This is a genomic window from Streptomyces sp. A0592 (assembly GCF_004795115.1).
In the GTDB taxonomy this organism is placed as follows: Bacteria; Actinomycetota; Actinomycetes; order Streptomycetales; family Streptomycetaceae; genus Streptomyces; species Streptomyces erythrochromogenes.
In genome coordinates, this window is sequence record NZ_SSBM01000005.1 from 349,703 (window position 1) to 371,166 (window position 21,464).

Annotated in this window: 25 protein-coding genes; 18 read left to right on the forward strand and 7 right to left on the reverse strand. The window is 71.2% G+C overall.

Annotated elements, in window-relative coordinates; genetic code table 11:
• Positions 1–23: 23 nt before the first annotated feature.
• Together E6U81_RS10940 and E6U81_RS10945 are read right to left on the reverse strand one after the other, a co-directional pair.
• Entirely contained in the window at positions 24–1,604 is a 1,581-nt protein-coding gene (locus E6U81_RS10940) for a D-aminoacylase (protein WP_136229854.1), read from the reverse strand.
• A gap of 10 nt (positions 1,605–1,614) precedes the next feature.
• Positions 1,615–2,901, reverse strand: a complete 1,287-nt coding sequence (locus E6U81_RS10945; RefSeq protein WP_136229855.1) for an amino acid deaminase — start codon at positions 2,899–2,901, stop codon at positions 1,615–1,617.
• A 153-nt stretch (positions 2,902–3,054) separates the two neighbouring features.
• Between E6U81_RS10945 and E6U81_RS10950 the strand changes: the two genes are divergently transcribed.
• Positions 3,055–3,807: an IclR family transcriptional regulator gene (locus E6U81_RS10950; protein ID WP_136229856.1), complete on the forward strand. Its 753-nt coding sequence runs from the start codon at positions 3,055–3,057 to the stop codon at positions 3,805–3,807.
• Positions 3,804–4,214 (forward strand): RidA family protein, encoded by a 411-nt coding sequence (locus E6U81_RS10955; RefSeq protein WP_136229857.1) that lies wholly within the window; start codon positions 3,804–3,806, stop codon positions 4,212–4,214. The genes E6U81_RS10950 and E6U81_RS10955 overlap by 4 nt, the downstream gene beginning before the upstream one ends.
• 107 nt (positions 4,215–4,321) lie before the next feature.
• On the opposite strand, the gene E6U81_RS10960 is transcribed toward E6U81_RS10955, so the two are convergent.
• Together E6U81_RS10960 and E6U81_RS10965 are read right to left on the reverse strand one after the other, a co-directional pair.
• Positions 4,322–5,653, reverse strand: coding sequence for a M14 family metallopeptidase (locus E6U81_RS10960; RefSeq protein WP_136229858.1), 1,332 nt, complete (start codon positions 5,651–5,653; stop codon positions 4,322–4,324).
• Between the two features lie 125 nt (positions 5,654–5,778).
• Positions 5,779–7,470: a glycoside hydrolase family 18 protein gene (locus E6U81_RS10965; protein ID WP_136229859.1), complete on the reverse strand. Its 1,692-nt coding sequence runs from the start codon at positions 7,468–7,470 to the stop codon at positions 5,779–5,781.
• A 383-nt stretch (positions 7,471–7,853) separates the two neighbouring features.
• Between E6U81_RS10965 and E6U81_RS10970 the strand changes: the two genes are divergently transcribed.
• The 13 genes from E6U81_RS10970 (at position 7,854) to E6U81_RS11030 (ending at position 17,761) form a co-directional block, all read left to right on the forward strand.
• Positions 7,854–8,807, forward strand: coding sequence for a hypothetical protein (locus E6U81_RS10970; protein ID WP_136229860.1), 954 nt, complete (start codon positions 7,854–7,856; stop codon positions 8,805–8,807).
• Between the two features lie 50 nt (positions 8,808–8,857).
• Positions 8,858–9,559 (forward strand): Flp pilus assembly protein CpaB, encoded by a 702-nt coding sequence (cpaB, locus tag E6U81_RS10975; protein ID WP_136229861.1) that lies wholly within the window; start codon positions 8,858–8,860, stop codon positions 9,557–9,559.
• A 7-nt stretch (positions 9,560–9,566) separates the two neighbouring features.
• Positions 9,567–10,841, forward strand: a complete 1,275-nt coding sequence (locus tag E6U81_RS10980; RefSeq protein ID WP_136229862.1) for an AAA family ATPase — start codon at positions 9,567–9,569, stop codon at positions 10,839–10,841.
• A 3-nt stretch (positions 10,842–10,844) separates the two neighbouring features.
• On the forward strand, positions 10,845–11,228 hold the full coding sequence (locus E6U81_RS10985; RefSeq protein WP_136229863.1) for a TadE/TadG family type IV pilus assembly protein: 384 nt from the start codon (positions 10,845–10,847) through the stop codon (positions 11,226–11,228).
• A 1-nt stretch (position 11,229) separates the two neighbouring features.
• Positions 11,230–11,598 carry a TadE/TadG family type IV pilus assembly protein gene (locus tag E6U81_RS10990; protein ID WP_136229864.1) on the forward strand — a complete coding sequence of 123 codons (369 nt, stop codon included), beginning with the start codon at positions 11,230–11,232 and terminating at the stop codon, positions 11,596–11,598.
• The gene (locus tag E6U81_RS10995) at positions 11,595–12,944 is read left to right on the forward strand and encodes a CpaF family protein (RefSeq protein WP_136229865.1); all 1,350 of its coding nucleotides are present in this window, start codon (positions 11,595–11,597) and stop codon (positions 12,942–12,944) included. Before E6U81_RS10990 ends, E6U81_RS10995 begins: the two co-directional genes overlap by 4 nt.
• Entirely contained in the window at positions 12,941–13,879 is a 939-nt protein-coding gene (locus E6U81_RS11000; RefSeq protein WP_136229866.1) for a type II secretion system F family protein, read from the forward strand. The genes E6U81_RS10995 and E6U81_RS11000 overlap by 4 nt, the downstream gene beginning before the upstream one ends.
• A gap of 16 nt (positions 13,880–13,895) precedes the next feature.
• Positions 13,896–14,789, forward strand: a complete 894-nt coding sequence (locus E6U81_RS11005; protein WP_136229867.1) for a DUF5936 domain-containing protein — start codon at positions 13,896–13,898, stop codon at positions 14,787–14,789.
• Positions 14,790–14,792: 3 nt separating this feature from the next.
• Positions 14,793–15,479 (forward strand): response regulator transcription factor, encoded by a 687-nt coding sequence (locus tag E6U81_RS11010; RefSeq protein WP_136229868.1) that lies wholly within the window; start codon positions 14,793–14,795, stop codon positions 15,477–15,479.
• Between the two features lie 110 nt (positions 15,480–15,589).
• On the forward strand, positions 15,590–15,835 hold the full coding sequence (locus E6U81_RS11015; protein ID WP_136229869.1) for a hypothetical protein: 246 nt from the start codon (positions 15,590–15,592) through the stop codon (positions 15,833–15,835).
• Positions 15,836–15,849: 14 nt separating this feature from the next.
• Positions 15,850–16,494 carry a pilus assembly protein TadG-related protein gene (locus E6U81_RS11020; protein WP_136229908.1) on the forward strand — a complete coding sequence of 215 codons (645 nt, stop codon included), beginning with the start codon at positions 15,850–15,852 and terminating at the stop codon, positions 16,492–16,494.
• A gap of 31 nt (positions 16,495–16,525) precedes the next feature.
• Positions 16,526–17,116 (forward strand): hypothetical protein, encoded by a 591-nt coding sequence (locus E6U81_RS11025; protein WP_136229870.1) that lies wholly within the window; start codon positions 16,526–16,528, stop codon positions 17,114–17,116.
• Positions 17,117–17,119: 3 nt separating this feature from the next.
• Positions 17,120–17,761 carry an OmpA family protein gene (locus E6U81_RS11030; RefSeq protein WP_136229871.1) on the forward strand — a complete coding sequence of 214 codons (642 nt, stop codon included), beginning with the start codon at positions 17,120–17,122 and terminating at the stop codon, positions 17,759–17,761.
• 1 nt (position 17,762) lies between these two features.
• On the opposite strand, the gene E6U81_RS11035 is transcribed toward E6U81_RS11030, so the two are convergent.
• The 3 genes from E6U81_RS11035 to E6U81_RS11045 all read right to left on the reverse strand — a co-directional run bounded on the left by E6U81_RS11035 (position 17,763) and on the right by E6U81_RS11045 (position 19,342).
• A complete protein-coding gene (locus tag E6U81_RS11035) occupies positions 17,763–18,095 on the reverse strand; it encodes a hypothetical protein (RefSeq protein WP_136229872.1) in 333 nt (110 codons plus the stop codon).
• Between the two features lie 117 nt (positions 18,096–18,212).
• Positions 18,213–18,686: a carboxymuconolactone decarboxylase family protein gene (locus E6U81_RS11040; protein ID WP_136229873.1), complete on the reverse strand. Its 474-nt coding sequence runs from the start codon at positions 18,684–18,686 to the stop codon at positions 18,213–18,215.
• Positions 18,687–18,814: 128 nt separating this feature from the next.
• The gene (locus E6U81_RS11045) at positions 18,815–19,342 is read right to left on the reverse strand and encodes a TetR/AcrR family transcriptional regulator (RefSeq protein WP_136229874.1); all 528 of its coding nucleotides are present in this window, start codon (positions 19,340–19,342) and stop codon (positions 18,815–18,817) included.
• Between the two features lie 111 nt (positions 19,343–19,453).
• On the opposite strand from E6U81_RS11045, the gene E6U81_RS11050 reads away from it, so the two are divergent.
• From E6U81_RS11050 to E6U81_RS11060, 3 genes are all read left to right on the forward strand, one after another.
• The gene (locus E6U81_RS11050) at positions 19,454–19,864 is read left to right on the forward strand and encodes a nuclear transport factor 2 family protein (protein ID WP_136229875.1); all 411 of its coding nucleotides are present in this window, start codon (positions 19,454–19,456) and stop codon (positions 19,862–19,864) included.
• A 98-nt stretch (positions 19,865–19,962) separates the two neighbouring features.
• Positions 19,963–20,790 carry an alpha/beta fold hydrolase gene (locus tag E6U81_RS11055; RefSeq protein ID WP_136229876.1) on the forward strand — a complete coding sequence of 276 codons (828 nt, stop codon included), beginning with the start codon at positions 19,963–19,965 and terminating at the stop codon, positions 20,788–20,790.
• A 325-nt stretch (positions 20,791–21,115) separates the two neighbouring features.
• Complete coding sequence (locus E6U81_RS11060; RefSeq protein ID WP_136229877.1) at positions 21,116–21,448, forward strand: hypothetical protein; 333 nt, start codon at positions 21,116–21,118, stop codon at positions 21,446–21,448.
• Positions 21,449–21,464: the final 16 nt, after the last annotated feature.

Sequence of the window (21,464 nt, forward strand, 5' to 3'; positions counted from 1 at the left end):
GGCGCCCATCGTAGGCGGCGGATCTACCCGCGAACGTGGCCGGTTCTGCGCACCGACCGGCCGGCCAGCACCTGGGTCCGGTGCCCGTCGCGGATGACGAACCGTCCGCCGATCAGGACGTGCGGAATGCCCGTGGGCAGCGCGCGGGGCCGCTCGTACGTGGAGCCGGCCGCGACCGTGTCGGGGTCGAAGAGGACGAGGTCGGCGCGGTGTCCCACGCGGACCAGTCCCCGGTCGGGCAGGCGCAGCCGCGCCGCGGGCCGCCCGGACAGGTGTGCGACGCACTCCTCCAGGGAGAGCAGGCCGAGTTCGCGGACGTAGTGGCCGAGGTAGTGCGGGAAGGTGCCGTAGGCCCGCGGGTGCGGCTTCGCTCCCTGGAGGATGCCGTCAGAGCCGCCGGTGTGGGCGCGGTGGCGCATGATCGCCCGGACGTTCTCCTCGTGGCCGACGTGCTGGAGGACCGTCGGTGCGAGCCGGTCGCCGAGCAGGAGCCGGCGGGCGGTGTCCCAGCCGTCCACGCGGGTGCCGACGTGGGCGGCGTACGCGGGATCGGCGACGCCCGAGATCTCGATCGTCGACCAGTCGACGGGGACGCCGTGGCAGCCGTCGGCGCCCTCGTGCTCCAGGGTGCGGCGGATCCGCTCCGCCGAGGCGTCGTCGCGCAGCCGGGCGAGGACCGCCTCCGGGCCGCCCTCGTTCGCCCAGCTGGGCAGCAGCGCCACGAGGGTGGTGCAGCCGGGGGTGTACGGGTAGCTGTCCAGGGTGATGTCGGCGCCCGCGTCCAGGGCCGCGTCGAGGAGGGCGAGCAGTTCGCCCGCCCGGCCCTCGTTCTCGCCGAAGTTCATGGTGGCGTGCGCGAGGTGGAGGGCGCAGCCCGCCTCCCGGGTCAGGTCGACCATCTCGGCGTAGGAGGCGAGGGCGCCCCGGCCGTAGCTGCGGTGGTGGGGGCAGTAGTAGCCGCCGTACCGGGCCACCACCCGGCACAGTTCGGTCAGTTCTGCCCCGGAGGCGTACATGCCGGGGGTGTAGGTGAGCCCGGAGGACATGCCGACGGCGCCCTGGGCGAGGCCGTCGGCGACGAGGGCGCGCATCCGGTCCAGTTCGGCGGCGGTCGCCGGGCGGTCGTCCCAGCCGATGACGTGGGCGCGGACGGTTCCCTGGGGGACGAGGTAGGCGGCGTTGACGGCGACGCCCTCGCCGCCGAAGCCCCGGTCCAGCCGGTCGAGGTACTCGCCGACCGTGCGCCAGTCGAAGTCGACGTCGTCGCCCGGGCCGTTCCAGCCGGCGATCGCGGCCCGCACCCCGGCGAGGGTCCGGTCGTCGACGGGCGCGTAGGACAGGCCGTCCTGGCCGAGGACTTCGAGGGTGACGCCCTGGGCGGCCTTCGCGCTGTGGTCCGGGTCGCGGAGCAGGGCGAGGTCGCTGTGGGCGTGCATGTCCACGAAGCCGGGGGCGAGCGCGAGACCGTGCGCGTCGACGGTCCCGCGGCCGCCGGAGAGCCTGCCGACGGCGGCGATCCGGCCCTCGTGGATGCCGACGTCGGCGGTGTACGGGGGGCCGCCCGTGCCGTCGACGACGCGGGCGCCCCGGATGACCAGGTCCACCGGCCGGTGCCTAGAAGAAGGTGCGGACGTAGTCGGTGACGGTGCCGTCGGCCTCCACGACGGGGATCAGCGGCCACTTCTCGAAGATCGTGCAGGGGTGGGACATGCCGAGGGCCACCCAGTCGCCGACCTGGACATCGTCGGCCGATCCGGTCTCCAGCCAGGCGTGCTGGTCGGACAGCTTGACCACGCGGATGCCGGTGGCGGGCCGCTCCTCGCCGGTGAGCGGGTCGCGGACCAGTTCGGCCTCGGGCAGGCCCAGGTCGTAGGCGATGTCGCGCTTGCCCGCGTTGACGAAGGCCTGGGTGGGGGAGGGGCGGGAGACGACCTGGGTCCACAGGCGGAACGCCGGGCGCAGGCCGCCCTCCTCGGGGTGGCGGTTGAAGGGGGTCAGGCGGGTGTACCAGCCGTGGTCGTGGGAGACGTACGCGCCCGAGCGGAGCAGCTTCAGGACGGGCCGGGAGAGCTCCGGGAGCTCGGCGAAGACGTCGGCGACGGCATCGAACCAGGCGGAGCCGCCGGCGCTGACGACGATCTCCTCGAGGTCGGCCGCGAACCGGCCCGCCTCGTCGAACTCGACGGCGAGGGCGGTCAGCCGGCGCAGGTACGCGTGGACGCGCGCCGGGTCGGCCTCGGGGACCTCGGCCTCGTAGCCGCCCATGCCGACCAGGCGCAGGGTGCCGGTCGCGGCGACCGCGTCGGCGACGGCGCGGCAGTCCTCGTCGGTGCGGGCACCGGTACGGGCGCCCTCGCCCGCGCCGAGCTCGACGACGACGTCGACGCGGGCGGGGGCGCCCTGCAGGGCCCGGTCCATGAGCTGGACGCCGCGCACGGAGTCGACGTAGCAGACGAAGCGGAAGCCGGGGTCGGCGGCGAGCTCACCGGCCACCCAGCGCAGCGCGGCCGGATCGACGAGCTCGTTGGCGAGGAAGATCCGCTGGATGCCGAAGGCGCGGTAGACGCGGGCCTGGTGCGGGACGGCGGCGGTGATCCCCCACGCGCCGTGGTCCAGCTGGCGGCGGAAGAGCTGAGGGGACATGCAGGTCTTGCCGTGCGGCGCGAAGGCGAGGTCGTGCCGGGCGGCGTAGGTTCCGAGGGCGGCGAGGTTGTGCTCCAGCGCGTCCGCGTCGAGGGTCAGGACGGGCGTGGTGAACCCGCCGGCGTGCAGGTCCCGGCGCTGGGCCGCGAGCTGCCCGACGGTCAGGCCGTCCGCCTGGGCGTCCGGGGGGAGTCCCTTGAACCGGTGGTCCACCGGCTCGTCGGCGAGGTCCTTGACGGGGTCGCTGGCGCTGGCCATGCGGATGCCTCCCGGGTGTGTTGCGTTGGCTGCAACGGTCGTTGCGTGTACCGCTGCATGCTGTCTAACATCCCGGGTGACGGCGGGTCAACGCTGCCCGGTGCGCCCGTGGGCCGGCGCCGGTGACGCGGTGACCGTGGGAAAGGGCAAGCGATGAGCCAGTCGGTCGAAAGAGCGCTCGGCATCCTGCCGCTGCTCGCGCGGGGGCCCGCCGGACTCGGCGACGTGGCCGACGAGCTCGGCGTGCACAAGAGCACCGCGCTGCGGCTGCTGCGCACCCTGAACGAGGGCGGCTTCGTCTACCGCTGCCCCGACGGCCGCTACCGCCTCGGCGCGCGCCTCTTCGCGCTCGCCGCCGAGGCCATCGAGAACCTCGACGTCCGCGAGGTCGCCCGCCCCCACCTGGCCGAGCTGAACCAGGCCACCGGGCACACCGTTCACCTCGCCCTGCACCAGGACGACGAGGTCGTGTACGTCGACAAGGTCGACAGCCGCTACCCGGTGCGCATGTACTCCCGTATCGGCCGGCCCGTGCCCCTCACCGTCGCCGCCGTCGCCAAGCTGCTCCTCGCCGACCTCCCCGAGGCCGAACGACGGGCCCTCGCCCACCGCATCGACTACCCCCGCTACACCGCCCGCTCCACCCCGGACGCCGAGGCCTTCCTGCGCGAACTGGACCTCGTACGGGAACAGGGCTGGGCGACCGACCTCGGCGGCCACGAGGAGTCGATCAACTGCCTGGGCGCGCCCGTGCGCGGTCCCGACGGGTGGGTCGTCGCCGCGCTGTCCGTCTCCGCGCCCGGGGTGGTCGTCCCGGCGGAGGGGCTGCTCGAACTGCTGCCGCAGGTACTGCGCACCGCCGGTGCCATCAGCCAGGACTATTCAGGAGTACAGGAGACAGCGTGACCGAGAAGAGCGCCATCACTCCCGCCACCCACACGGTGCCGCCCGCGAAGTTCTCGCACGGCGTGCGCAAGGGGAACATCCTGCAGGTCGCCGGCCAGGTCGGCTTCCTCCCGCACGTCGACGGCCGGCCGCCGACCCCCGCGGGTCCGACGCTGCGCGAGCAGACCCTCCAGACGCTGGAGAACGTCCGCTCCGTCCTGGAGGCCGGCGGCGCGGGCTGGGACGACGTGATGATGATCCGCGTCTACCTCACGGACACGGCGCACTTCGCGGAGATGAACGGCATCTACAACGCCTACTTCGAGGAGCAGGGCCTGAAGGAGGCCCCGGCCGCCCGCACCACCGTCTACGTGGGCCTGCCGGACGGGCTGCTCGTCGAGATCGACGCACTCGCCGTCCTGGGCTGACGTCCGCCGCGGGCGGCGCAGGCTTCCCGCGGGCAGGCGGACGCCCCGCCGCGCAAGGGAGGGGGACGCCCCCCTGGCGGCGGGGCGTCCCCCGGTTCAGGTGACGGCTACGAGCAGTACTGGGCTTCCTTGCCGATCGAGCGGTACATGCAGTCCGCGTTCTCCAGCAGCTGGAGCACCGCGTCCTTGTTGCGGGCGGTCTCGCGGTCGATCACCTCGTCCGGCGGGTAGAAACCGCCGCCGCCGCTCTCCGGGTACATCTCGAAGGTGTAGGAGAAGATCTTCTGGTTGCCCCACAGCCAGTCGTCGATCGTGCCGTCCGTGATGTACAGGTCGCTCGACTGCTCCGGCGTGTAGCCGTTGCTGCCGGCCATGCTCGTGCCGATCTTCTTGTAGACGGCGAGGTCGTCGGCGGTCAGGCCCGGGGCGGTGTCGTTGTAGGTGTAGCCGAAGGGCCACAGCACGAGCTCGCTGTAGGTGTGGAAGTCGATCGCGGCCTTGATCTGCTGCTTGCCGCCGACCACCCGGCTGCGCACGAAGTCCGAGACGACCTTCACCTCGGGTGCCGACTCGGCGGCCGCGCCCCGGTAGGTCTCGGAGCTCTTGCTGCTGCTGGAGCCGCCGCAGCAGCCCCACTTGTAGTTCCAGTTCCGGTTCTCGTCGGTGCCGACGTAGGAGGACCCGGAGTTCGGCTGCCGGTTCTTGCGCCAGGAGCGGTAGGAGCCGGTGGCGATGTCGTACTCGCCGCCGTCGGGGTTGAGGTCCGGGACGATCCAGATCTCGCGGCCGTTGACGGCGCCCGTGACCCGGGAGTCGGTGCCGTACTTGGAGGTGAATTCCTTGAGCAGGTAGAGCGCCATCTCGACGGTCAGGTGCTCGCGGGCGTGCTGGTGTGCGGTGAAGAGCACCTCGGGCTCGGACTCGTCCGTGGCGACGTTGTCGCTGATCTTGATGGCGAGGAGGTCGCGGCCCTGGTACGACTTGCCGATGACCCGCTTGGAGGCGATCGTCGGGTACTGCGCGACGAGCTGGTTGATCTCGGCTGTCGCCTCGGCGTAGTTGTGGTACTTGGAGTCCGCCGAGGGGAAGTCCATCGGGCTCGCCGCGATGCCGGGCAGCGAGCGGTCCGGGGGCCCGGGCAGGGCGGTCAGCTTGTAGCCGAGCGCCTTCAGCTTCTTGGCCTGCATGGTGTCGGCGCTGACCACGACGGTGTGGTCGTCCACCTCGTCGATGGAGACGCCCGTACCGAGCAGGGCGGTGCGGTCGGCGACGGTGGAGGGGCCGTGGATCCGGTACTGGACGATGGCCTCGTCCTGGGTGGCGGTCGACGGGCTGGGCGGTGGCGCCGCTGTCGCACTCATGCCGTAGACGGGTGCGCCGAGCGCGATCGCCAGCAGGGCCGCCGTCAGGCCGGCCCTCCGGCGGGTATGGAGCCGCATGCGTTCTCCTGGGTGGGGAGTGTGGGGGTAGCCGTGCGGACGCGCTCAGCGTCCTCTCGTGGCATGTCCCGGTCAAGGACCTCAGGTGCCGGCCGAACCGATCCGGCCACCCCCACACGTACCGCCTACGGGAGCCCGTGGACCTTGGGACCCACCGAGTTCGACCAAGCACTACCCGCCTTGGCGTCCCAGTTGGTCGACCAGGTCATCGCGCCGCGCAGCCCCGGGTAGGTCTTCGACGGCTTGAAGGACCCGCAGTTCGTGCCCCGGGTCAGGCAGTCCAGGGCGTTGTTGACGACGGTCGGGGAGACGTAGCCGCTGCCCGCGCCGCTGGGGGAGGCCGGGACGCCGATGCCCACCTGGGAGGCGTCGAGGCCGCCCTCCAGCTGGATGCAGGCCAGCGCGGTGAGGAAGTCCACCGAGCCCTGGGAGTAGACCTTGCCGTCGCAGCCGTTCATCGAGCCGCTGTTGTAGTACTGCATGTTGACGACGGTGAGGATGTCCTTGATGTTCAGCGCCGTCTTGAAGTAGCCGCCCTGCGTGGACTGCATGTCGATCGTCTGCGGGGCCATGGTGATGACGAGCGAGGGGCCCGCCTTCGCGGACAGGGCGCGCAGCGCCTGCGTCATGTAGGTGGGGTTGAGGCCGTTCTCCAGGTCGATGTCGATGCCGGTGAAGCCGTACTCCTGCATCAGGGCGTAGGCCGAGTTCGCCAGGTTGGTCGCAGAGGCCGAGTCGTTGACCGTGATGGTCCCCTTCTCGCCGCCGACGGAGAGGATGACCGACTTCCCGGCCGCCTTCTTCGCGGCGATGTCGGCCTTGAACCGGTCGACCGTGTAGCCGCCGAGCCCGGCCGAGTCGAGGTTGAAGGCGATGGCGCCGGGCGTGGTGGTGGCGTCGGCGAAGGAGACCGCGATGATGTCGTACTGCGCGGAGACGTCGGAGATCTTCTGCACGGTCGCGCCGTTGTTGAAGTTCTGCCAGTAGCCGGTCAGGGCGTGCTTGGGGACGGCCGGGTTGCCCGGGTTCCCGCCGCCGGTCGTGGTCCCGGTGACGGGTGCGGACTTCGGCCCCTCGCCCGCCGTGCTGTACGCGCTCACCTGGAAGGCGTACGAGGTGGCGGGCGCGAGGCCGGTGACCGGGGTGGAGGTCCCGGACACGGTCTGGACGCGGGCGCCGTCCTGGTAGACGTGGTAGCCGCTCGCGCCGCTGACGGCGTTCCACGAAAGGGTGAGTCCGTTCGCGCTCTGGCCGGAAACGGCGGTACCGGCCGGGGCGCCGGGGATGCCCGGGCCGGGGTCGGTGCCCCCGCCGCCGTCCGGGCCGAAGACGCTGAAGTCGTCCACGGTGTAGGCCGGCTGGCCGTACCAGCCGTGCGTGTAGACGGTGACCTGGGTGGTGGAGGGGCCGGTGGTGAAGGTGGTGGACAGCTTCTGCCAGCCGCCGCCCGAGCCGGGGGTCCAGGTCGAGACGTCCTGGGTGCCCGTCCCCGTCGCGCCGAGGTAGACGTAGCTGCCCTGCACCTGCGTGCTCAGCGTGTACGTCGAGTTCGGCTTGACCGTGACGGTCTGGCTGCAGCGGGCGTTGTCGGAACCGGCCGGGGTGGCCTTCAGGGCGCCGGCTCCGGCGTAGACGGGCGAGGAGACGGCGGCGCCGCTCCCGCCGGAACAGGACCAGTCGGCGAGGCCCGACTCGAAGCCGCCGTTGCGGGCGACGTTGATGTCCGCGGCCTGTGCGGCGCCGGCGGCGAGGGCCGTCAGCGCCCCTGCGGCGACGGTGACGGCGAGCGGCAGGGAGAGGGAGCGTATGCGGTTCACGTGGGCTCCGTGGGGGGAGGTGTGGTGGGGAGGGGAGAGCCGGGCCGTGTGGGGGTGGGGCCGACTCACGGCGTGCGCTGCCAAGTTGGTCCAGACCAATCCCCGTGTCAAGAGTCTTCCCAAAGTGGCTTGAAATGGCTGAATGCGCGATCCCTGTTGTCCGGGTTTTCCGTCACCTGTGACCGGTACCTTACGCACGGGAATCACCAAGCCCCTGACCTGCCAGGGGTGACGCGGTTATGGTGCTGGGACAAGGGGGGATGGGCGAGAGCCGTCCGCGGTCGCGCCGAAGTGCGCACCCGCGACGCGGCAGCGACGCGTCCCCGTCGAGCGCGTGAACGTCCGGGCGTACGGGGAGAACGTGGGGGAACGGGGGAATTCGCGTGCCGACCGCCATCGCAGTCACCAGCGACGATCTGGTGCTTCCGGCCCCTGACCGGCACACGCCGGGGGCCGCCCTGCTGCACCCGCCCGGACAGCACGACCTGGAGTCGGCGCTCGCCGGGACCAGCGCCCTGCTGGAGCGGCACGGCCACCTCGTGGCCCTCGTACCGCCCTGGCTCCCGCGCTCCACCGTCCAGCGGCTGCACACCGTCCGGGCCATCCTGGAAACCGACCGGATCGCGCTGCTCGACATCGATCTTCCGCCGCTGGGAACGGCCCTGCTGGCCCGTCAGCTGCGCCAGCTCAGCGTCTGCGACTTCAGCCCCGGAATCATCGCCTCCGCGGCCCGGCTGCTGTCCCACTACATCTACGCGGGCGCCCTGCTCGGCTCGGTCGCCAAGCTCGACCGGGTCCGCGTGCCCGTCGGGCTCGGGGCGCACGCCCGGTCTTGGTCGCCGAGTGCCCACTTCGCCGTACTCGCCCACCCCGCGCCGCACCTGGCCAAGCTGGGCGCCTCCGGGGGCGGTCGGAGCGGGCGCGGCGGTTCGCACGGCGCCCCCCACGGCTCACGCCCCGGGCCGGGCGGCGCGGCGGCGGACGCCCTGCCTGGCGGCCCCGACTTCGCCACGCACCTCACCTTCGCGCGGGGCCAGCTCGCCTCCGACTGGGTCGCCGCCGAACTCGCCCCCGCCTGGCAGGTGCAGGGCGTCATGGAGAACCCGCTGCCGGCCGCCTCACCCGCCTGGTGGGGCACCCCCAAGCTCGTCGAGTTCGCCGCCGGAATCCCCGACCTGTCCGTGCTCTACCAACTCGTCGCCTCGGTCCGCCGCGAGCGGTGCCGCTGGTGCGGCCTCGAACTCATCGGCGACCGGTGCGGCTTCTGCGCCGCACCGCTCACCGCCCCACCGCCGTCCGCGGCGACGCCGGCGAGCACCGGCCGCTCCAGACCCTGACCGACGACCGAACGTACGAATGAAGAAAGAACGGCGAGGTAGTACGGCCTATGAACTCACGCCAGCGCCGCGGCGTCATTCTGCTGCTCCTGTCGGTCCTGTGCGCCCTGGGGGCCTTCGCCGGAGTCCTCGTGGTGATCGGCGACGTCAATTCCAAGGTCGGGTCCGAGGCCGTCGCCTACCGCGCCAAGGCCGACATAGCCCCGTACAGCCCCCTGGGGGCCGACCAGTTCGAGGAGATCAGGATCCCCGAGCGGTGGCTGTCCGACACGGCCGTCACCGACCTCGGCGCGGTCCGGGACAAGATCGCCCTCACCACCCTCAAGAAGGGTTCCCTGCTCCAGACGGACATGTTCGTCGACCGGCCGCAGCTCCAGCCCGGTGAGCAGGAGATCGCCATCATGATCGACGCGGCGACGGGTGTGGCCGGCAAGATCACCTCGGGCGCCAAGGTCAACATCATCGCCACCTTCAAGGGCGCCAAGGACACCGAACCCTCCCGTTCGGTCATCATCGTCGCCAACGCCCGCGTCCTGAACGTCGGCAAGCTCACCGCCCTGGAGAAGGACAGCGACCGCAAGGGCCCCTCCGAGGCCGTCCCCATCACCTTCGCCCTCAGTACCAAGGACACCCAGCGGGTCGCGTACGCCGAGTCCTTCGCGGAGCACGTGCGCCTGGCCCTGGTCGCCCCCGGCACCGACTCCGCGCCCGCCGCCGGCGACCGTACGTACACCCTCGACGGGGACAGGTGAGGCCCGGATGACCACGCGAATCCTCCCCGCGGTCGGCGACCCGGACGCCGCCCGCATCTTCTCCACCCTGCTGAGCCAGCTCCCGTCGGCGGAGCCCTCCCCGCCCGTCCCCGACTCGACCACCCTGCTCGACACCCTCGCCCGGCTCGCCGTGGACTCCCTCGACGAGCTCCCCGAGGTGGTCCTCGTCCACGAGCGGATCGGGCCGGTGCCCGCACTGGAGCTCATCCGGGAAGTCGCCCTCCGCTTCCCGGCGGTGGGGGTCGTCCTGGTCTCCTCGGACGCCGGACCGGCGCTCTTCTCCGCCGCCATGGACTCCGGCGCCCGCGGCCTCGTCGGCCTGCCGCTGTCCTACGACGAGCTCGCCGCCCGCGTCCAGGCCGCCGCCCAGTGGTCCGTGGGCGTCCGCCGCCACCTGGGCCGGGGCGCCGCCGAGGCCGACGCCCTCACCGGGCCGGGCGGGCGGGTCGTCACGGTCACCGGGGCCAAGGGCGGCGTGGGCACCACCTTCACCGCAGTCCAGTTCGCCCTGGCCGCCGCCGCCTCGGGCCGGCGCACCGCACTGGTCGACATGGACCTCCAGGCCGGCGACGTCGGCTCGTACCTCGACGTGCAGTTCCGCCGCTCCATCGCCGACCTCGCCGGCATCCAGGACATCTCGCCGCGGGTCCTCCAGGACGCCGTCTACGAGGACCGCACGGGCCTCGCACTGCTGCTGGCCCCGGCCGACGGCGAACGCGGCGAGGAGGTCGACGACCGGGCCGCCCGCCACATCGTCGGCGCCCTGCGCAGCCGCTACGAGCTCGTCGTCGTCGACTGCGGGACCCAGGTGACCGGAGCCAACGCCGCCGCGGTGGAGATGGCGGACGTCGCGGTCCTGGTCACCACGCCCGACGTGATCGCGGTACGGGCCGCCAAGCGCATGGTCCGGCTGTGGGAGCGGCTCCAGGTGCGCAAGGCCGAGGACACCGCGATGGTCGTCAACCGCTGGAGCAAGCACACCGAGATCCAGCCCGCCCTGATCGAGAAGATCACCAAGACCCGCGCCACCCGCACCCCCGTCCCGGCCGCCTTCAAGGAACTCCAGGCCGTGGTGGACGCCGGCCGCGTCCAGGACCTCGACAACCGCTCGACGGTCAAGCAGGCCCTGTGGACCCTGGCCGGCGAACTCGGCCTCCTGGGAGCCCCGGACACCCCGGCGCCCCCCGCCCCGCCGGGCGGAGCCCTGACCCTGCGCGCCGCGGGCACGGTCTCCCGCCTGCGCCGCGGCCGGGAGGGCTGACGGATGCGGAACCCCGCCCGGAGAAGGACCCGCGGCGACCGGGGCGACCGGGGCCAGGTGGCGATCGAGTTCGTCGGCACGGTGCCGCTGATCCTGCTCCTGGTGGCGGCGGTGTGGGAGTGCGTACTGATCGGCTACGCCTTCTCCCTGGCGGGCAACGCGGCGGACGAGGCGGCCCGGGCGGGGGCGGTGCACGGGCCCGCGGCCTGCGACGCGGCGGCGAGGGAGCACATCGGGGAGGCGTGGAGCCTCGAGGTGGCGTGCGAGGTGTCCGGGGACATCTTCCGGGCCGAGGTGCGCCTCTCCGTTCCGGTCCTCCACCCCGCGCTCAACTTCGGCGGGATCGACGGCACCGGCGGCGCCGCGCTGGAGAAGGAGGCCGAGTGACATGAGGCGGCGCATCCGCTCCGACCGGGGCCAAGTGGCCCTGGAGTACATCGGCTTCATACCGATCCTGCTGTTCGTCGCACTGTGCGCGATCCAGCTGGGCTGGGTCGCGTACGTCCACGAGCAGGCGGACACGGCCGCCCGCACGGCGGCGCGTGTGGAGGCCCAGCACCGGGGCAGGGGAGAGGCGGCGGGGGTGGCGGCCGTCAGGGAGGGGATCGGCGCTGACGTCCGCGTGAGCAGGACCGGCGACGCCATCACCGCCGTCGCCGTCATCCCCATCAACTCGATCATCCCCGGGCTGGACCCCGAACCGGCCCGGGCCACAGCCGTCATGCCCAACGACCAACCCGAGGAGACCGGACCATGAGCCTGCGTTCCCGGGTCAGCACCCCCGACGACCGCCACAGCCCGCGCGAGGACGGCCGGCTGGTCTCCTCCTACCGCGCCAAGCTGCTGGAGGAGATCGACCTCGCCGAGATGTCCGCGCTCGCACCGGCCGAGCGCCGGGCGCGCCTGGAACGCGTACTCGGGCACATCATCAGCCGCGAGGGCCCCGTCCTCTCCACCGTCGAGCGCGCGCAGCTCATCCGCCGTGTCGTCGACGAGGCCCTCGGGCTCGGCGTGCTCGAACCCCTCCTCGAAGACGCCTCCATCTCCGAGATCATGGTCAACGGCCCCGACCAGATCTTCGTCGAGCGGGCCGGCCGCGTCGAGCAGCTCCCCATCCGGTTCGCCTCGCACGAGCAGCTCATGCAGACCATCGAGCGCATCGTCTCGACCGTCAACCGCCGCGTCGACGAGGCCAATCCGATGGTCGACGCGCGCCTGCCCAGCGGCGAGCGCGTCAACGTCATCATCCCGCCGCTGTCCCTGACCGGCGCCACCCTCACCATCCGCCGCTTCCCGCGCGCCTTCACCCTGCACGAGATGATCGCCCTCGGCTCCCTCGACGAGCAGATGCTCCTGCTGCTCTCGGGTCTGGTCCAGTCGAAGATGAACGTGATCGTCTCCGGGGCCACCGGCACCGGCAAGACCACCCTCCTCAACGCCCTCTCCGGTCTGATCCCGGAGGGCGAGCGCATCATCACCATCGAGGACTCCGCCGAACTCCAGCTCCAGCAGGCCCACGTCATCCGCCTGGAATCACGCCCGGCGAACGTGGAGGGCAAGGGCCAGATCACCATCCGGGACCTCGTACGCAACTCCCTGCGCATGCGCCCCGACCGCATCATCGTCGGCGAGGTCCGCGGCGGGGAGACCCTCGACATGCTGCAGGCCATGTCCACCGGCCACGACGGTTCGCTGGCCACCGTCCACGCCAACAGCTCCTCCGACGCCCTGACCCGCCTGCAGACCCTGGCCTCCATGTCGGAGGTCGAGATCCCCTTCGAAGCCCTCCAGGACCAGATCAACAGCGCCGTCAACGTCATCGTGCAGCTGACGCGCTTCGGCGACGGCTCGCGCCGCATCACGGAGATCTCCATCCTCGAATCACACGGCCGCGAACCCTTCCGGATCACCACGGTCTGCCGGTTCGCCGCCCAGCCCATGGGACCGGACGGCCGCGTCCAGGGCTATTTCCAGTACTACCCGCTGCCCCGCCGCATCGCCGAACGCCTCTACATGACCAACCAGCCCATCCCGCAGGCCTTCGGCGTCGCACTGCCCGACGACCCCCTCACCACCCCGCACATCACACGGACCGCCCTGTGAACCCACTGATCCTCCTCACCCTCGGCATCACGCTGCTGGCCTGCGTCCTCGCGGTCGTCGGCCTCCAGGCGTACGCGGCCGGGCGCGCCCAGCACGCCGCCCTCGTCGAACGCCTCTCGGCGAGCGGCCTGCCCGAACCGCTCGGCCGGGTGCGCCGCTTCCGGACGATCGACCGCCGGCTGCGGAAGACGACGTTCGGCCGCCGGATCGAGCAGAAGCTGGCGACCACCGGCCTGGACCTCACGCCCGGCGAGTTCTTCGTCTACATGCTCGGTTCCATCGCGGGCGTCTGGCTCATCGCGTCGTCCCTCCTCGCGCCGTTCTTCGGGCCGGTGGCCGGCCTGATCGGTATCTGGGCGGCCAACGCCTTCCTGGGCTGGCAGCGGGCACGGCGTACGGAGCGCTTCATCAACCAGCTCCCCGACCTGGCCCGCATCCTCGCCAACGCCACTCAGGCCGGGCTGGCCCTGCGTACCGCCATCGGCATCGCGGCGGAGGAACTGGAGGCACCGGCGGGCGAGGAACTCGCACGGGTCGCCGACCGCCTCGCCGTGGGCCACTCCATCGAGGAGTCCTTGGGCGAACTCACCGAACGCCTGCCGTCGCGCGAACTCGTCGTCCTCGTCTCCACCCTCGTCCTGTCGGCCCGGGCGGGCGGCGCGATCGTGGACAGTCTGCGCAACCTGACGGTGACGCTGGAGCAGCGCAAGGAGACCCGCCGCGAGATCCGCACCCAGCTGTCCCAGGTCACGGTGACGGCCTACCTGGTCCCGGCGATCGGGCTCGGCTCGCTGCTCCTCGTCGACATGATGATGCCGGGCGCGCTGGACCGGATGACGGGCGCGTTCTTCGGGCAGACCGCCGTCCTCGTCTCCCTCGGCCTGTTCGCACTGGGCTTCGTCCTCATCCGCCGCCTGTCGAAGATCGACGTGTGAGGGGGCGGACGCGACGATGACCGGACTTCTCCTCGCACTCGCCGTGGGACTCTCGGTGTTCGGCGCCTTCCACGGCATCCGCCTCTACCGGGCGGACGTGAAGCTCCCCACCGACCTCGCCCTGGCCCTGGAGGTCGGAGCGACCCGTACGACGGCGGTCGGATCGCTGGTCGACCGCATCGGCATCCGCTGGGCTCCGCTGGTCCTGCGCGCGATGGGCGCGACCCGGGTGGCCCGCAAGCGACGGCAGATCGACATGGCGGGCAACCCGGCCGGCCTGACGATCGACCGGTACGCGGCCCGGCGCGCGGTGTACGGGGCGCTGGGCGCCGCGGGCGCGCTCTCCATGCTGGTCAACGGCCAATTGGTGCTGGCCCTGCTGATGGTGGCCTTCGGCCTGTTCTGGATCGAGGCGGGCCTGTGGTCGGCCATCCGGGTGCGGCGCGACCACATCGAGCGGACGCTGCCGGACTTCCTCGACGTCCTCGCCGTGGTGGTGAGCGCGGGGCTGGGCTTCCGGCAGGCGCTGGACCGGGTGGCGGGCAAGTACGAAGGGCCGTGGGCGGACGAGATCCGCATCACGCTCCAGCAGATGGACATGGGCGTCAGCCGTCGGCAGGCCTTCGACGAGCTACGGCGGCGCAACGACAGTGAACAGGTCGCGCAGTTCGTGACCGCCCTGCAGCAGGGCGAGGAACTGGGCTCCCCGATCGTCGACACGCTGATCGCGATCGCCGAGGACATGCGCCGTACGGACGCCCAGAACGCCCGCCGACGGGCCGCGCGGGCCGTGCCGAAGGCCACGTTCGCGGTGACGATGTTCATGCTGCCGGGCACGCTCATCCTCCTCGTGTGCGGGTTCGTCTACGGCGCGAACGTCGACTTCGGCGCGCTGTTCGGGGGTGGCTGAACCATGGCACGGCTGAGCGTGCTCATCGCCGACGGGAACCCGGTCATCCGGGCGGGCCTCGCGGCCATCCTGGGCGCGGCCGCGGACATCGAGGTGGCCGCCCAGGCCGCGGACGGCCGCGAGGCGCTGAGCCTGACGCGTCGGCACGCTCCGGACGTGGTCCTGCTGGACGTCCGGATGCCGGGCGTGGACGGCATCTCGGCCCTGCCTCACCTCGTGCAGCTTGCTCCGGTACTGATGCTGACGTACAGCAGGGAAGCCGAAATCGTCCGCGAGGCCCTGCTGCTGGGCGCGGGCGGCTACCTCGTACACGGGGAGTTCACGGCCGACGAGCTGCTCAGGGCCGTGCACGACGCGCCCCTGGGCCGACCCCACTTCACCCCGACGGCGGCGAGCGCCCTGCTGGCGGAGCTCAGGGCCTCTTCGCATCCGCAACGCGATGTGGCACAGTCGTCCGAGCGGATGCACAACTCTGTTGTCTTCGGGCTGAGTTCCCGAGAGGTGGAGATCATGGATCTGATCGCGTCCGGGATGAGCAATCAGCAGATCGCAGCCGCCTGCTTCATCAGCGAGAAGACGGTCAAGAACCACATCAACCGCATCTTCGCGAAGCTCCGGAGCGCCACGCGCAGCGAGGCGATAGCCCGCTGGCTGGGAACCGCCCGTCCAGGAGTGACCGGTCATGGGTAGACAGAGTGCGCAGTGGGTCCGTAATTGGGTCCCGGGACCCTTGGTCACGACTGGTGACTCGCCGTACCGTCCGCAGATCGACACCGGTACCGGCCCGGGAGGGAACCCCCATGTCACAGAACACGCTGCTGAAGGCCGCCGTGGAGGCGCGGATCAGGGTGAACGGGTGGGCGGACACGGCCGTGACAAGGCTTCGCAAGCGCCACGCCCGACTGGACCGCGGCCAGACGGCCTTCGAGTACCTGGGCATCATCCTGGTGGTCATCGTGATCGTCGGGGCGATTGTCGGTTCCGGCATCGGTTCGGAGATCACCAAGCGGATCAAGCAGGCGGTGACCGACATCAAAGCCGGCTAGTGGCCGTGCGCGGCATGTACGGGCGGGACCGGGGGCAGGTCTTTCCCGTCTACGTGGTGGTTGTGGCGGGGCTGCTCTTCGCCGCGCTCGCCTTCTTCGCGGTGGGTCAGGCATCGGTCAGGCGCAGCGATGCCCAAGGGGCAGCGGACGCCGCAGCTTTGGCAGCCGGGCGTGAAGCCCGGGACGCGGTGTTCGTCGGGCTCGACCTTCCGTCGGTGGAGGCGGGGGTCTGGCGGAGGATCGTCGAAGGGGACTTCTTCGAGGCAGGCGAGGCTTGCGCGGCGGCGGAGGCGTTCGCGGCGAAGAACGATGCGACGGCCACGTGCAGGGCTGCCCTGCCGCGGTTCACCGTGACGGTGGAGACGAACGAACCCGTGGGGGATTCCGTGGTTCCCGGAACCGGCGACATGCCCGCGACGGCGGAGGCCACGGCTCTGATCGAGCCGAGGTGTCAGCTGGGAGCCATTGCCGATCCGAGCCCCACCCCCACGCCCACCCCCACATCCACCACGCCGTCGGGTGGTTCACCGTCTCCTGTGCCGAACGCGGCGATTGTGACCCTCACTTGTGGTGGAGAGACGGTCAAGCTCGACCCGCTGAAGCCGGGTTCGCTCAAGGCATTGACCAGAAAGCTGTTCAGCGTGCGACTCGTCGCCTGACAGGGACCGAGAGACAAGGAAGCGTTCATAGATGAGCATTCGGCGCATGGTGAGGGTCCGTGGGGGGATGGCCGTTGCGGGTGCGGCGGTCATGGTCGTCACGTTGGCCGGGTGCGGTGGTGGCGGCGACGACAAGTCGGCCGAGCCGCGGAAGTCCGGCACGGCACAGTCCCAGGGAACGGCGTCGCAGGACGCAGCACCGGGCGCGAGCCAGAGCTCGGAGCCGACCGAAGTCATCGCCACGCTGAACGGGCAGGCCGGCATGACGCTGGAGATCAACTCGGTGCGGCGGGACCCGGGTGGCTTCCTGACAGTCTCCGGGCAGCTCAAGAACACGGGCAGTCAGTCGTACAAGGACACCGTCGCCTGGCGCGGCATCGAACTCAAGGGGACCGGAGAGTCGGTCGCTGGTGCCACGCTGGTCGACAAGGCGGGGAAGAAGCGGTATTACGTGCTTCGGGACACAGAGTCCAGGTGCCTGTGCACGACGGGTGTCTCCAGTGTCGACGCCGGTCAGGTGATCCCGTTCTTCGCTCAGTTCCCAGCACCGCCGAGCTCTACCAGTGAGGTGGAATTCAGCCTCCCGACCTTTGCCACGGCCACCGTCAAAATCTCTGGGTGACCCATGACCACACGCCATCGCGTAGCCGCCGCCACCGCAGTTTCCGCACTCGTCATAGCCGGAGGACCCATCATCGGGGCGACCACCGCCCATGCCGATGAGGTGCAGCCGTCCGTGCCGCCCGGTACGGAGCCTTCGGCTTCCGCGCCCGTGGCGATCGACTCCAACGCCCCCGGGCTGAAGATCCCGCAGGGCGGAACCCTGGCACCGGTGAAGGTGCTGGACATCGCCGAGGTCGTCGAAGACCTCGGTGGTGAGCAGCGGCGGCAGGAGACGAACGAGACCGTCATGATGGCGCTGCAGTCCGAGGTGCTGTTCCCCGAGGACAGCGCCGTGTTCAACGCGCAGGCGGCCGCCCGGATCCAGGCCATCGGGAACGAGATCAACCAGTCCAAGGCGACCCGCATCCGGGTCTTCGGCTTCACCGACGACCAGGGCAGCTACGAGCACGGCAAGGAGCTGTCCAAGCAGCGGGCCGATGCCGTGCACGGCGAGCTGGCCAAGACCGTGACGAACCCGAGCGTCGTCTTCGACGTCCGCGGCTACAGCGAGGACTACCCGATCGCCGACAACAGCACCGAGGAAGGCCGCAAGAAGAACCGCCGGGTGGAGATCACCTTCCCGCGCGGCGCCGACGCCGGCTGAGTCAGCCGGTCCGCGGTCCGGCGGGCCGCGGCTGCTGCCGGAGGCGGCCGCGGGAGGCCTCCACGATCGTTCCGAGGACGAGCGACTGGACCATCACGCACAGGACGAGCTCGACGAGGAAGAGCCACGTCGCCGGCTGGCCGTCCCCGTGGATCAGCGCCACGAGCATGAACAGCGGGAACGCGCACAGTGCGGGCAGCACCCACACGAAGCCGGGATCCTCGGCGAACAGCGTGACGGCCGTCGCGACGGCAATGGCGACACCGACGAGGCCCAGGTAGATCGCCGAAGCGGGGTTCGCGAAGGTCAGGCGGAGGAGCGTGCGAGTGGTCATCGGGTTCCCCAGGTGGTGTGGACTGCCTCCATGGTCCGCAGGGCCCGGGGTCCTGTCCTGAGTACGCGTACCCAGACCGGCGGGGTCCGGGTACGCGTACCGCGCCGCCCCGGGGGATCAGCCGAACTGGCCCGGCTGGTAGTCGCCGGCCGGCTGCTGGATGATCACGTTCATCCGGTTGTAGGCGTTGATCAGCGCGATGAGGGACACCAGCGCGGCCAGCTGGTCCTCGTCGTGGTGCTTGGCGGCGTTCGCCCACGCCTCGTCCGTGACCCCACCGGCCGCGTCGGCGATGCGCGTGCCCTGCTCGGTCAGCTCCAGGGCCGCCCGCTCGGCATCGGTGAACACCTTCGCCTCGCGCCAGGCCGCGACCAGGTGGAGGCGCTGCGCGCTCTCCCCGGCGTGTGCGGCGTCCTTGGTGTGCATGTCGGTGCAGAAGCCGCAGCCGTTGATCTGGCTGGCCCGGATCTTCACGAGCTCCTGGGTGGCGGGCGGGAGGGTCGAGTCCGAGACGACCTTGCCCGCGGAGTTGATGTACCTCGCGAACTTGGTGGCGACGGCGTTTCCGTAGAGGTTCAGTCGGGCGTCCATGGCGGTCTCCTGGTCTGGCTGGTCTGCCGGTCTGGCTGGTCTGCCTGTCGTGTCGACGGCTGCACAGCTCTGACGGATGCCACCGGGCGGATGTGACGGCCCACCGCGGCACGCGGCAGTGACCTGCGTCACTGGCGCATGAGGGCCTCTGCGACCTCGCGCGCCCTGAGGGCCGGTTCCGGGCCGGGGCTCAGGGCCGCCACCGTCGTCGCGCCCTCGACCAGGATCAGCAGCTGGTCCGCGAGCGCGGGCGGGGCTCCGGCCGGGACCAGTTCGGCCAGCAGGGCGTGAAGCTCGGCCTTGTGGGCGCGTACGACCTCCGGCGCGGCCGCGCCGAGCTCCCCGTACGCGTTGAGGAACGCGCAGCCCCGGAAGTCCGGCTCCGAGAACCACCGGGCCAGCCAGTCGAAGACCGCCGGGACCGGCTCCGCCGCGCCCGTCACCGCCTCGCGCAGGCCGGCCGTCCAGCGCCGGTCGCGGCGTTCCAGGTATGCCGTGACCAGGGACTCCTTGGCCGGGTAGAGCCGGTAGAGGCGCTTGAGGGGTACTCCGGACGCGGTGCGGATGCGGTCCATGCCCACCGCCTGGATGCCGTGGCGGTAGAACAGCTCCTCCGCCGCGTCCAGCAGCCGGGTCCGTGCCTCTTCGTCGTCCATGAGGGCAGCGTAGCCCGATTTCCCTTGCGGCGAGAACGGTCGTTCTCCTAGGGTGGGCGGCAGCTGGAGAACGATCGTTCTCCATCCTGCTCCGATTCGGAAGGATGCGCCATGTCCCGTCCGCCCCTGCCCCCCTTCACCGAGGAATCCGCCCGCGCCAAGGTCCAGGCCGCCGAGGACGCCTGGAACAGCCGCGACCCCGAGCGCGTCGCCCTCGCCTACACCGAGGACTCCGTCTGGCGGAACCGCGACCGCTTCCTGGTCGGCCGGGACGAGATCCGCGCGTTCCTCGCCGACAAGTGGGAGCGCGAGCTCGACTACCGACTGCGCAAGGAGCTGTGGGCCCACACCGGCAACCGCATCTCCGTCCGTTTCGAGTACGAGTGGCACGACGCCTCCGGCCAGTGGTGGCGCAGCCACGGCAACGAGCAGTGGGAGTTCGACGACGACGGCCTGATGCGTCGCCGCGAGGCCAGCATCAACGACGTCCCGATCGCCGCCGAGGACCGCCGGATCCTCTGAACGCGCCCCGATGACGCCGGTCCCGTAGCGAGCCCGTCTGACAAGATGATCAAAGCTCCCTGCGGAGGCCGGCAGGGCATCGGACAGGGGGACCAGGCATGGCTCGGACTCGTGTGAACGGCGTCGACCTCTTCTACGAGATCAAGGGCGAAGGTGAACCGCTCGTGCTCGTCCACGGCTCCTGGACCGACCACCACAGCTGGCACGCCGTCCTGCCGCACCTCACCCGCGCCCACCGCGTGCTCGTCTACGACCGCCGCGGTCACAGTCTCAGCGAGCGCCCGCCGGGCCAGGGCACGCGGGCCCAGGACGAGGACGACCTGGCCGCGCTCGTCGAGATGCTCGGTGCCCCGGTCCACGTGGCCGCGAGTTCCTTCGGCGGGTCGGTCGCGCTCGGCCTCGCAGCCCGCCGCCCCGAACTGCTGCGCAGCCTCGCCGTCCACGAGCCGCCCCTGACCGCCGTCGTGGCCGGCGATCCGGAGCTCGACCGGCTGATGCGCCAGGCACAGGCCCCCATCGACGCCGTCATGGCGGAGGTGCGAGCGGGCGACTCCGAGGCCGGCGCGCGCCGGTTCGTCGAGGAGGTCGTGTTCGGGCCGGGAGCGTGGGACGGCATGCCCGACCCGGCCCGGCGGACGTTCGTCACCAACGCTCCCACCGCCGCCGACGAGCAGGGGGACCCGGACTGGAACACCGTGGACCTCGCCGGCCTGGCCGGCTACACCGGCCCGGCGATGCTGAGCAAGGGCACCGACAGCCCGCAGTGGTTCGGCGCGATCGTCGACCGGCTCGCACGGGTGATCCCCGGGGCGCAGGCGCGGACCCTGCGCGGCGAGGGGCACGTCCCCCACCTCACTGCCCCGCAGCGCTACGGCGACAACCTCCTCGCCTTCCTCGCCTCGACCGGCTCCGCGCCCAGTCCCTGACCGCGTGGCGGGGCCTGTCGGAGACGTGTTGCGGGGTTCTCATGTGCGACGGCGCTCCAAGGTAGTTCGGCCCGAGGGGCCGCTCCACTGCACGTGGATGCCTGCCTGCGCCAGGGGGCTGCCGTGCGCGATGCCACTCGTGGACACGCCTGTTTCATGATCTCTTGAGGCGTCGGCCGACGCGTCATGCGAAGGCCTGCGCATCTGTCTGGCGGTATGTCATGGATGAGTCACAAGTGGTTCATTGGTCGTTGCAGGTGCGATGTATGTTGTCGGGGGCGGTCATACTGGTGATCGGTTGACGTTCTTTCGGGGGGAGTGTGGGATGAAGTTCGACATGGGGACGCAGGTTCTGACGAGCCTGATGTCGGGGTCGCGTAATTCGAACACCGACCTGGGGTCGCTGGTGAAGCAGCTGGTGGTGGCGGCGCAGCCGTTGGAGGGCAAGTTCCAGGGGCAGGGCAAGGTGGCGTTCGATTCGTTCAAGCTGCGTGCGGACGGGATCGCGAAGGAGCTGAACGCCTCGCTGGCGGCGATCCTGGGCGGCCAGTCGGGTATGGAGCAGGCGTTCGGGTCGGGTGATCAGGAGCAGGGCGAGAACGCGCGGCAGACGCAGGGTTCGGCGAACTTCGACGCCGCCCGCTTCCGCGGCCGTTAGGCCGTCTCTTTAGGGT

Bases quoted from the DNA above. Each gene is read 5' to 3' on its own strand.
- E6U81_RS10945 (WP_136229855.1), bottom strand. From the start codon at position 2,901: ATGGCCAGCGCCAGCGACCCCGTCAAGGACCTCGCCGACGAGCCGGTG.
- E6U81_RS10950 (WP_136229856.1), top strand. From the start codon at position 3,055: ATGAGCCAGTCGGTCGAAAGAGCGCTCGGCATCCTGCCGCTGCTCGCG.
- E6U81_RS10960 (WP_136229858.1), bottom strand. From the start codon at position 5,653: ATGCGGCTCCATACCCGCCGGAGGGCCGGCCTGACGGCGGCCCTGCTG.
- E6U81_RS11060 (WP_136229877.1), top strand. From the start codon at position 21,116: ATGAAGTTCGACATGGGGACGCAGGTTCTGACGAGCCTGATGTCGGGG.
- E6U81_RS11050 (WP_136229875.1), top strand. From the start codon at position 19,454: ATGTCCCGTCCGCCCCTGCCCCCCTTCACCGAGGAATCCGCCCGCGCC.
- E6U81_RS10990 (WP_136229864.1), top strand. From the start codon at position 11,230: ATGAGGCGGCGCATCCGCTCCGACCGGGGCCAAGTGGCCCTGGAGTAC.
- E6U81_RS11005 (WP_136229867.1), top strand. From the start codon at position 13,896: ATGACCGGACTTCTCCTCGCACTCGCCGTGGGACTCTCGGTGTTCGGC.
- E6U81_RS11045 (WP_136229874.1), bottom strand. From the start codon at position 19,342: ATGGACGACGAAGAGGCACGGACCCGGCTGCTGGACGCGGCGGAGGAG.
- E6U81_RS11025 (WP_136229870.1), top strand. From the start codon at position 16,526: ATGAGCATTCGGCGCATGGTGAGGGTCCGTGGGGGGATGGCCGTTGCG.
- E6U81_RS11010 (WP_136229868.1), top strand. From the start codon at position 14,793: ATGGCACGGCTGAGCGTGCTCATCGCCGACGGGAACCCGGTCATCCGG.
- E6U81_RS10995 (WP_136229865.1), top strand. From the start codon at position 11,595: ATGAGCCTGCGTTCCCGGGTCAGCACCCCCGACGACCGCCACAGCCCG.
- E6U81_RS11015 (WP_136229869.1), top strand. From the start codon at position 15,590: ATGTCACAGAACACGCTGCTGAAGGCCGCCGTGGAGGCGCGGATCAGG.
- cpaB (WP_136229861.1), top strand. From the start codon at position 8,858: ATGAACTCACGCCAGCGCCGCGGCGTCATTCTGCTGCTCCTGTCGGTC.
- E6U81_RS11055 (WP_136229876.1), top strand. From the start codon at position 19,963: ATGGCTCGGACTCGTGTGAACGGCGTCGACCTCTTCTACGAGATCAAG.
- E6U81_RS11035 (WP_136229872.1), bottom strand. From the start codon at position 18,095: ATGACCACTCGCACGCTCCTCCGCCTGACCTTCGCGAACCCCGCTTCG.
- E6U81_RS11020 (WP_136229908.1), top strand. From the start codon at position 15,850: ATGTACGGGCGGGACCGGGGGCAGGTCTTTCCCGTCTACGTGGTGGTT.
- E6U81_RS11030 (WP_136229871.1), top strand. From the start codon at position 17,120: ATGACCACACGCCATCGCGTAGCCGCCGCCACCGCAGTTTCCGCACTC.
- E6U81_RS11040 (WP_136229873.1), bottom strand. From the start codon at position 18,686: ATGGACGCCCGACTGAACCTCTACGGAAACGCCGTCGCCACCAAGTTC.
- E6U81_RS10985 (WP_136229863.1), top strand. From the start codon at position 10,845: ATGCGGAACCCCGCCCGGAGAAGGACCCGCGGCGACCGGGGCGACCGG.
- E6U81_RS10980 (WP_136229862.1), top strand. From the start codon at position 9,567: ATGACCACGCGAATCCTCCCCGCGGTCGGCGACCCGGACGCCGCCCGC.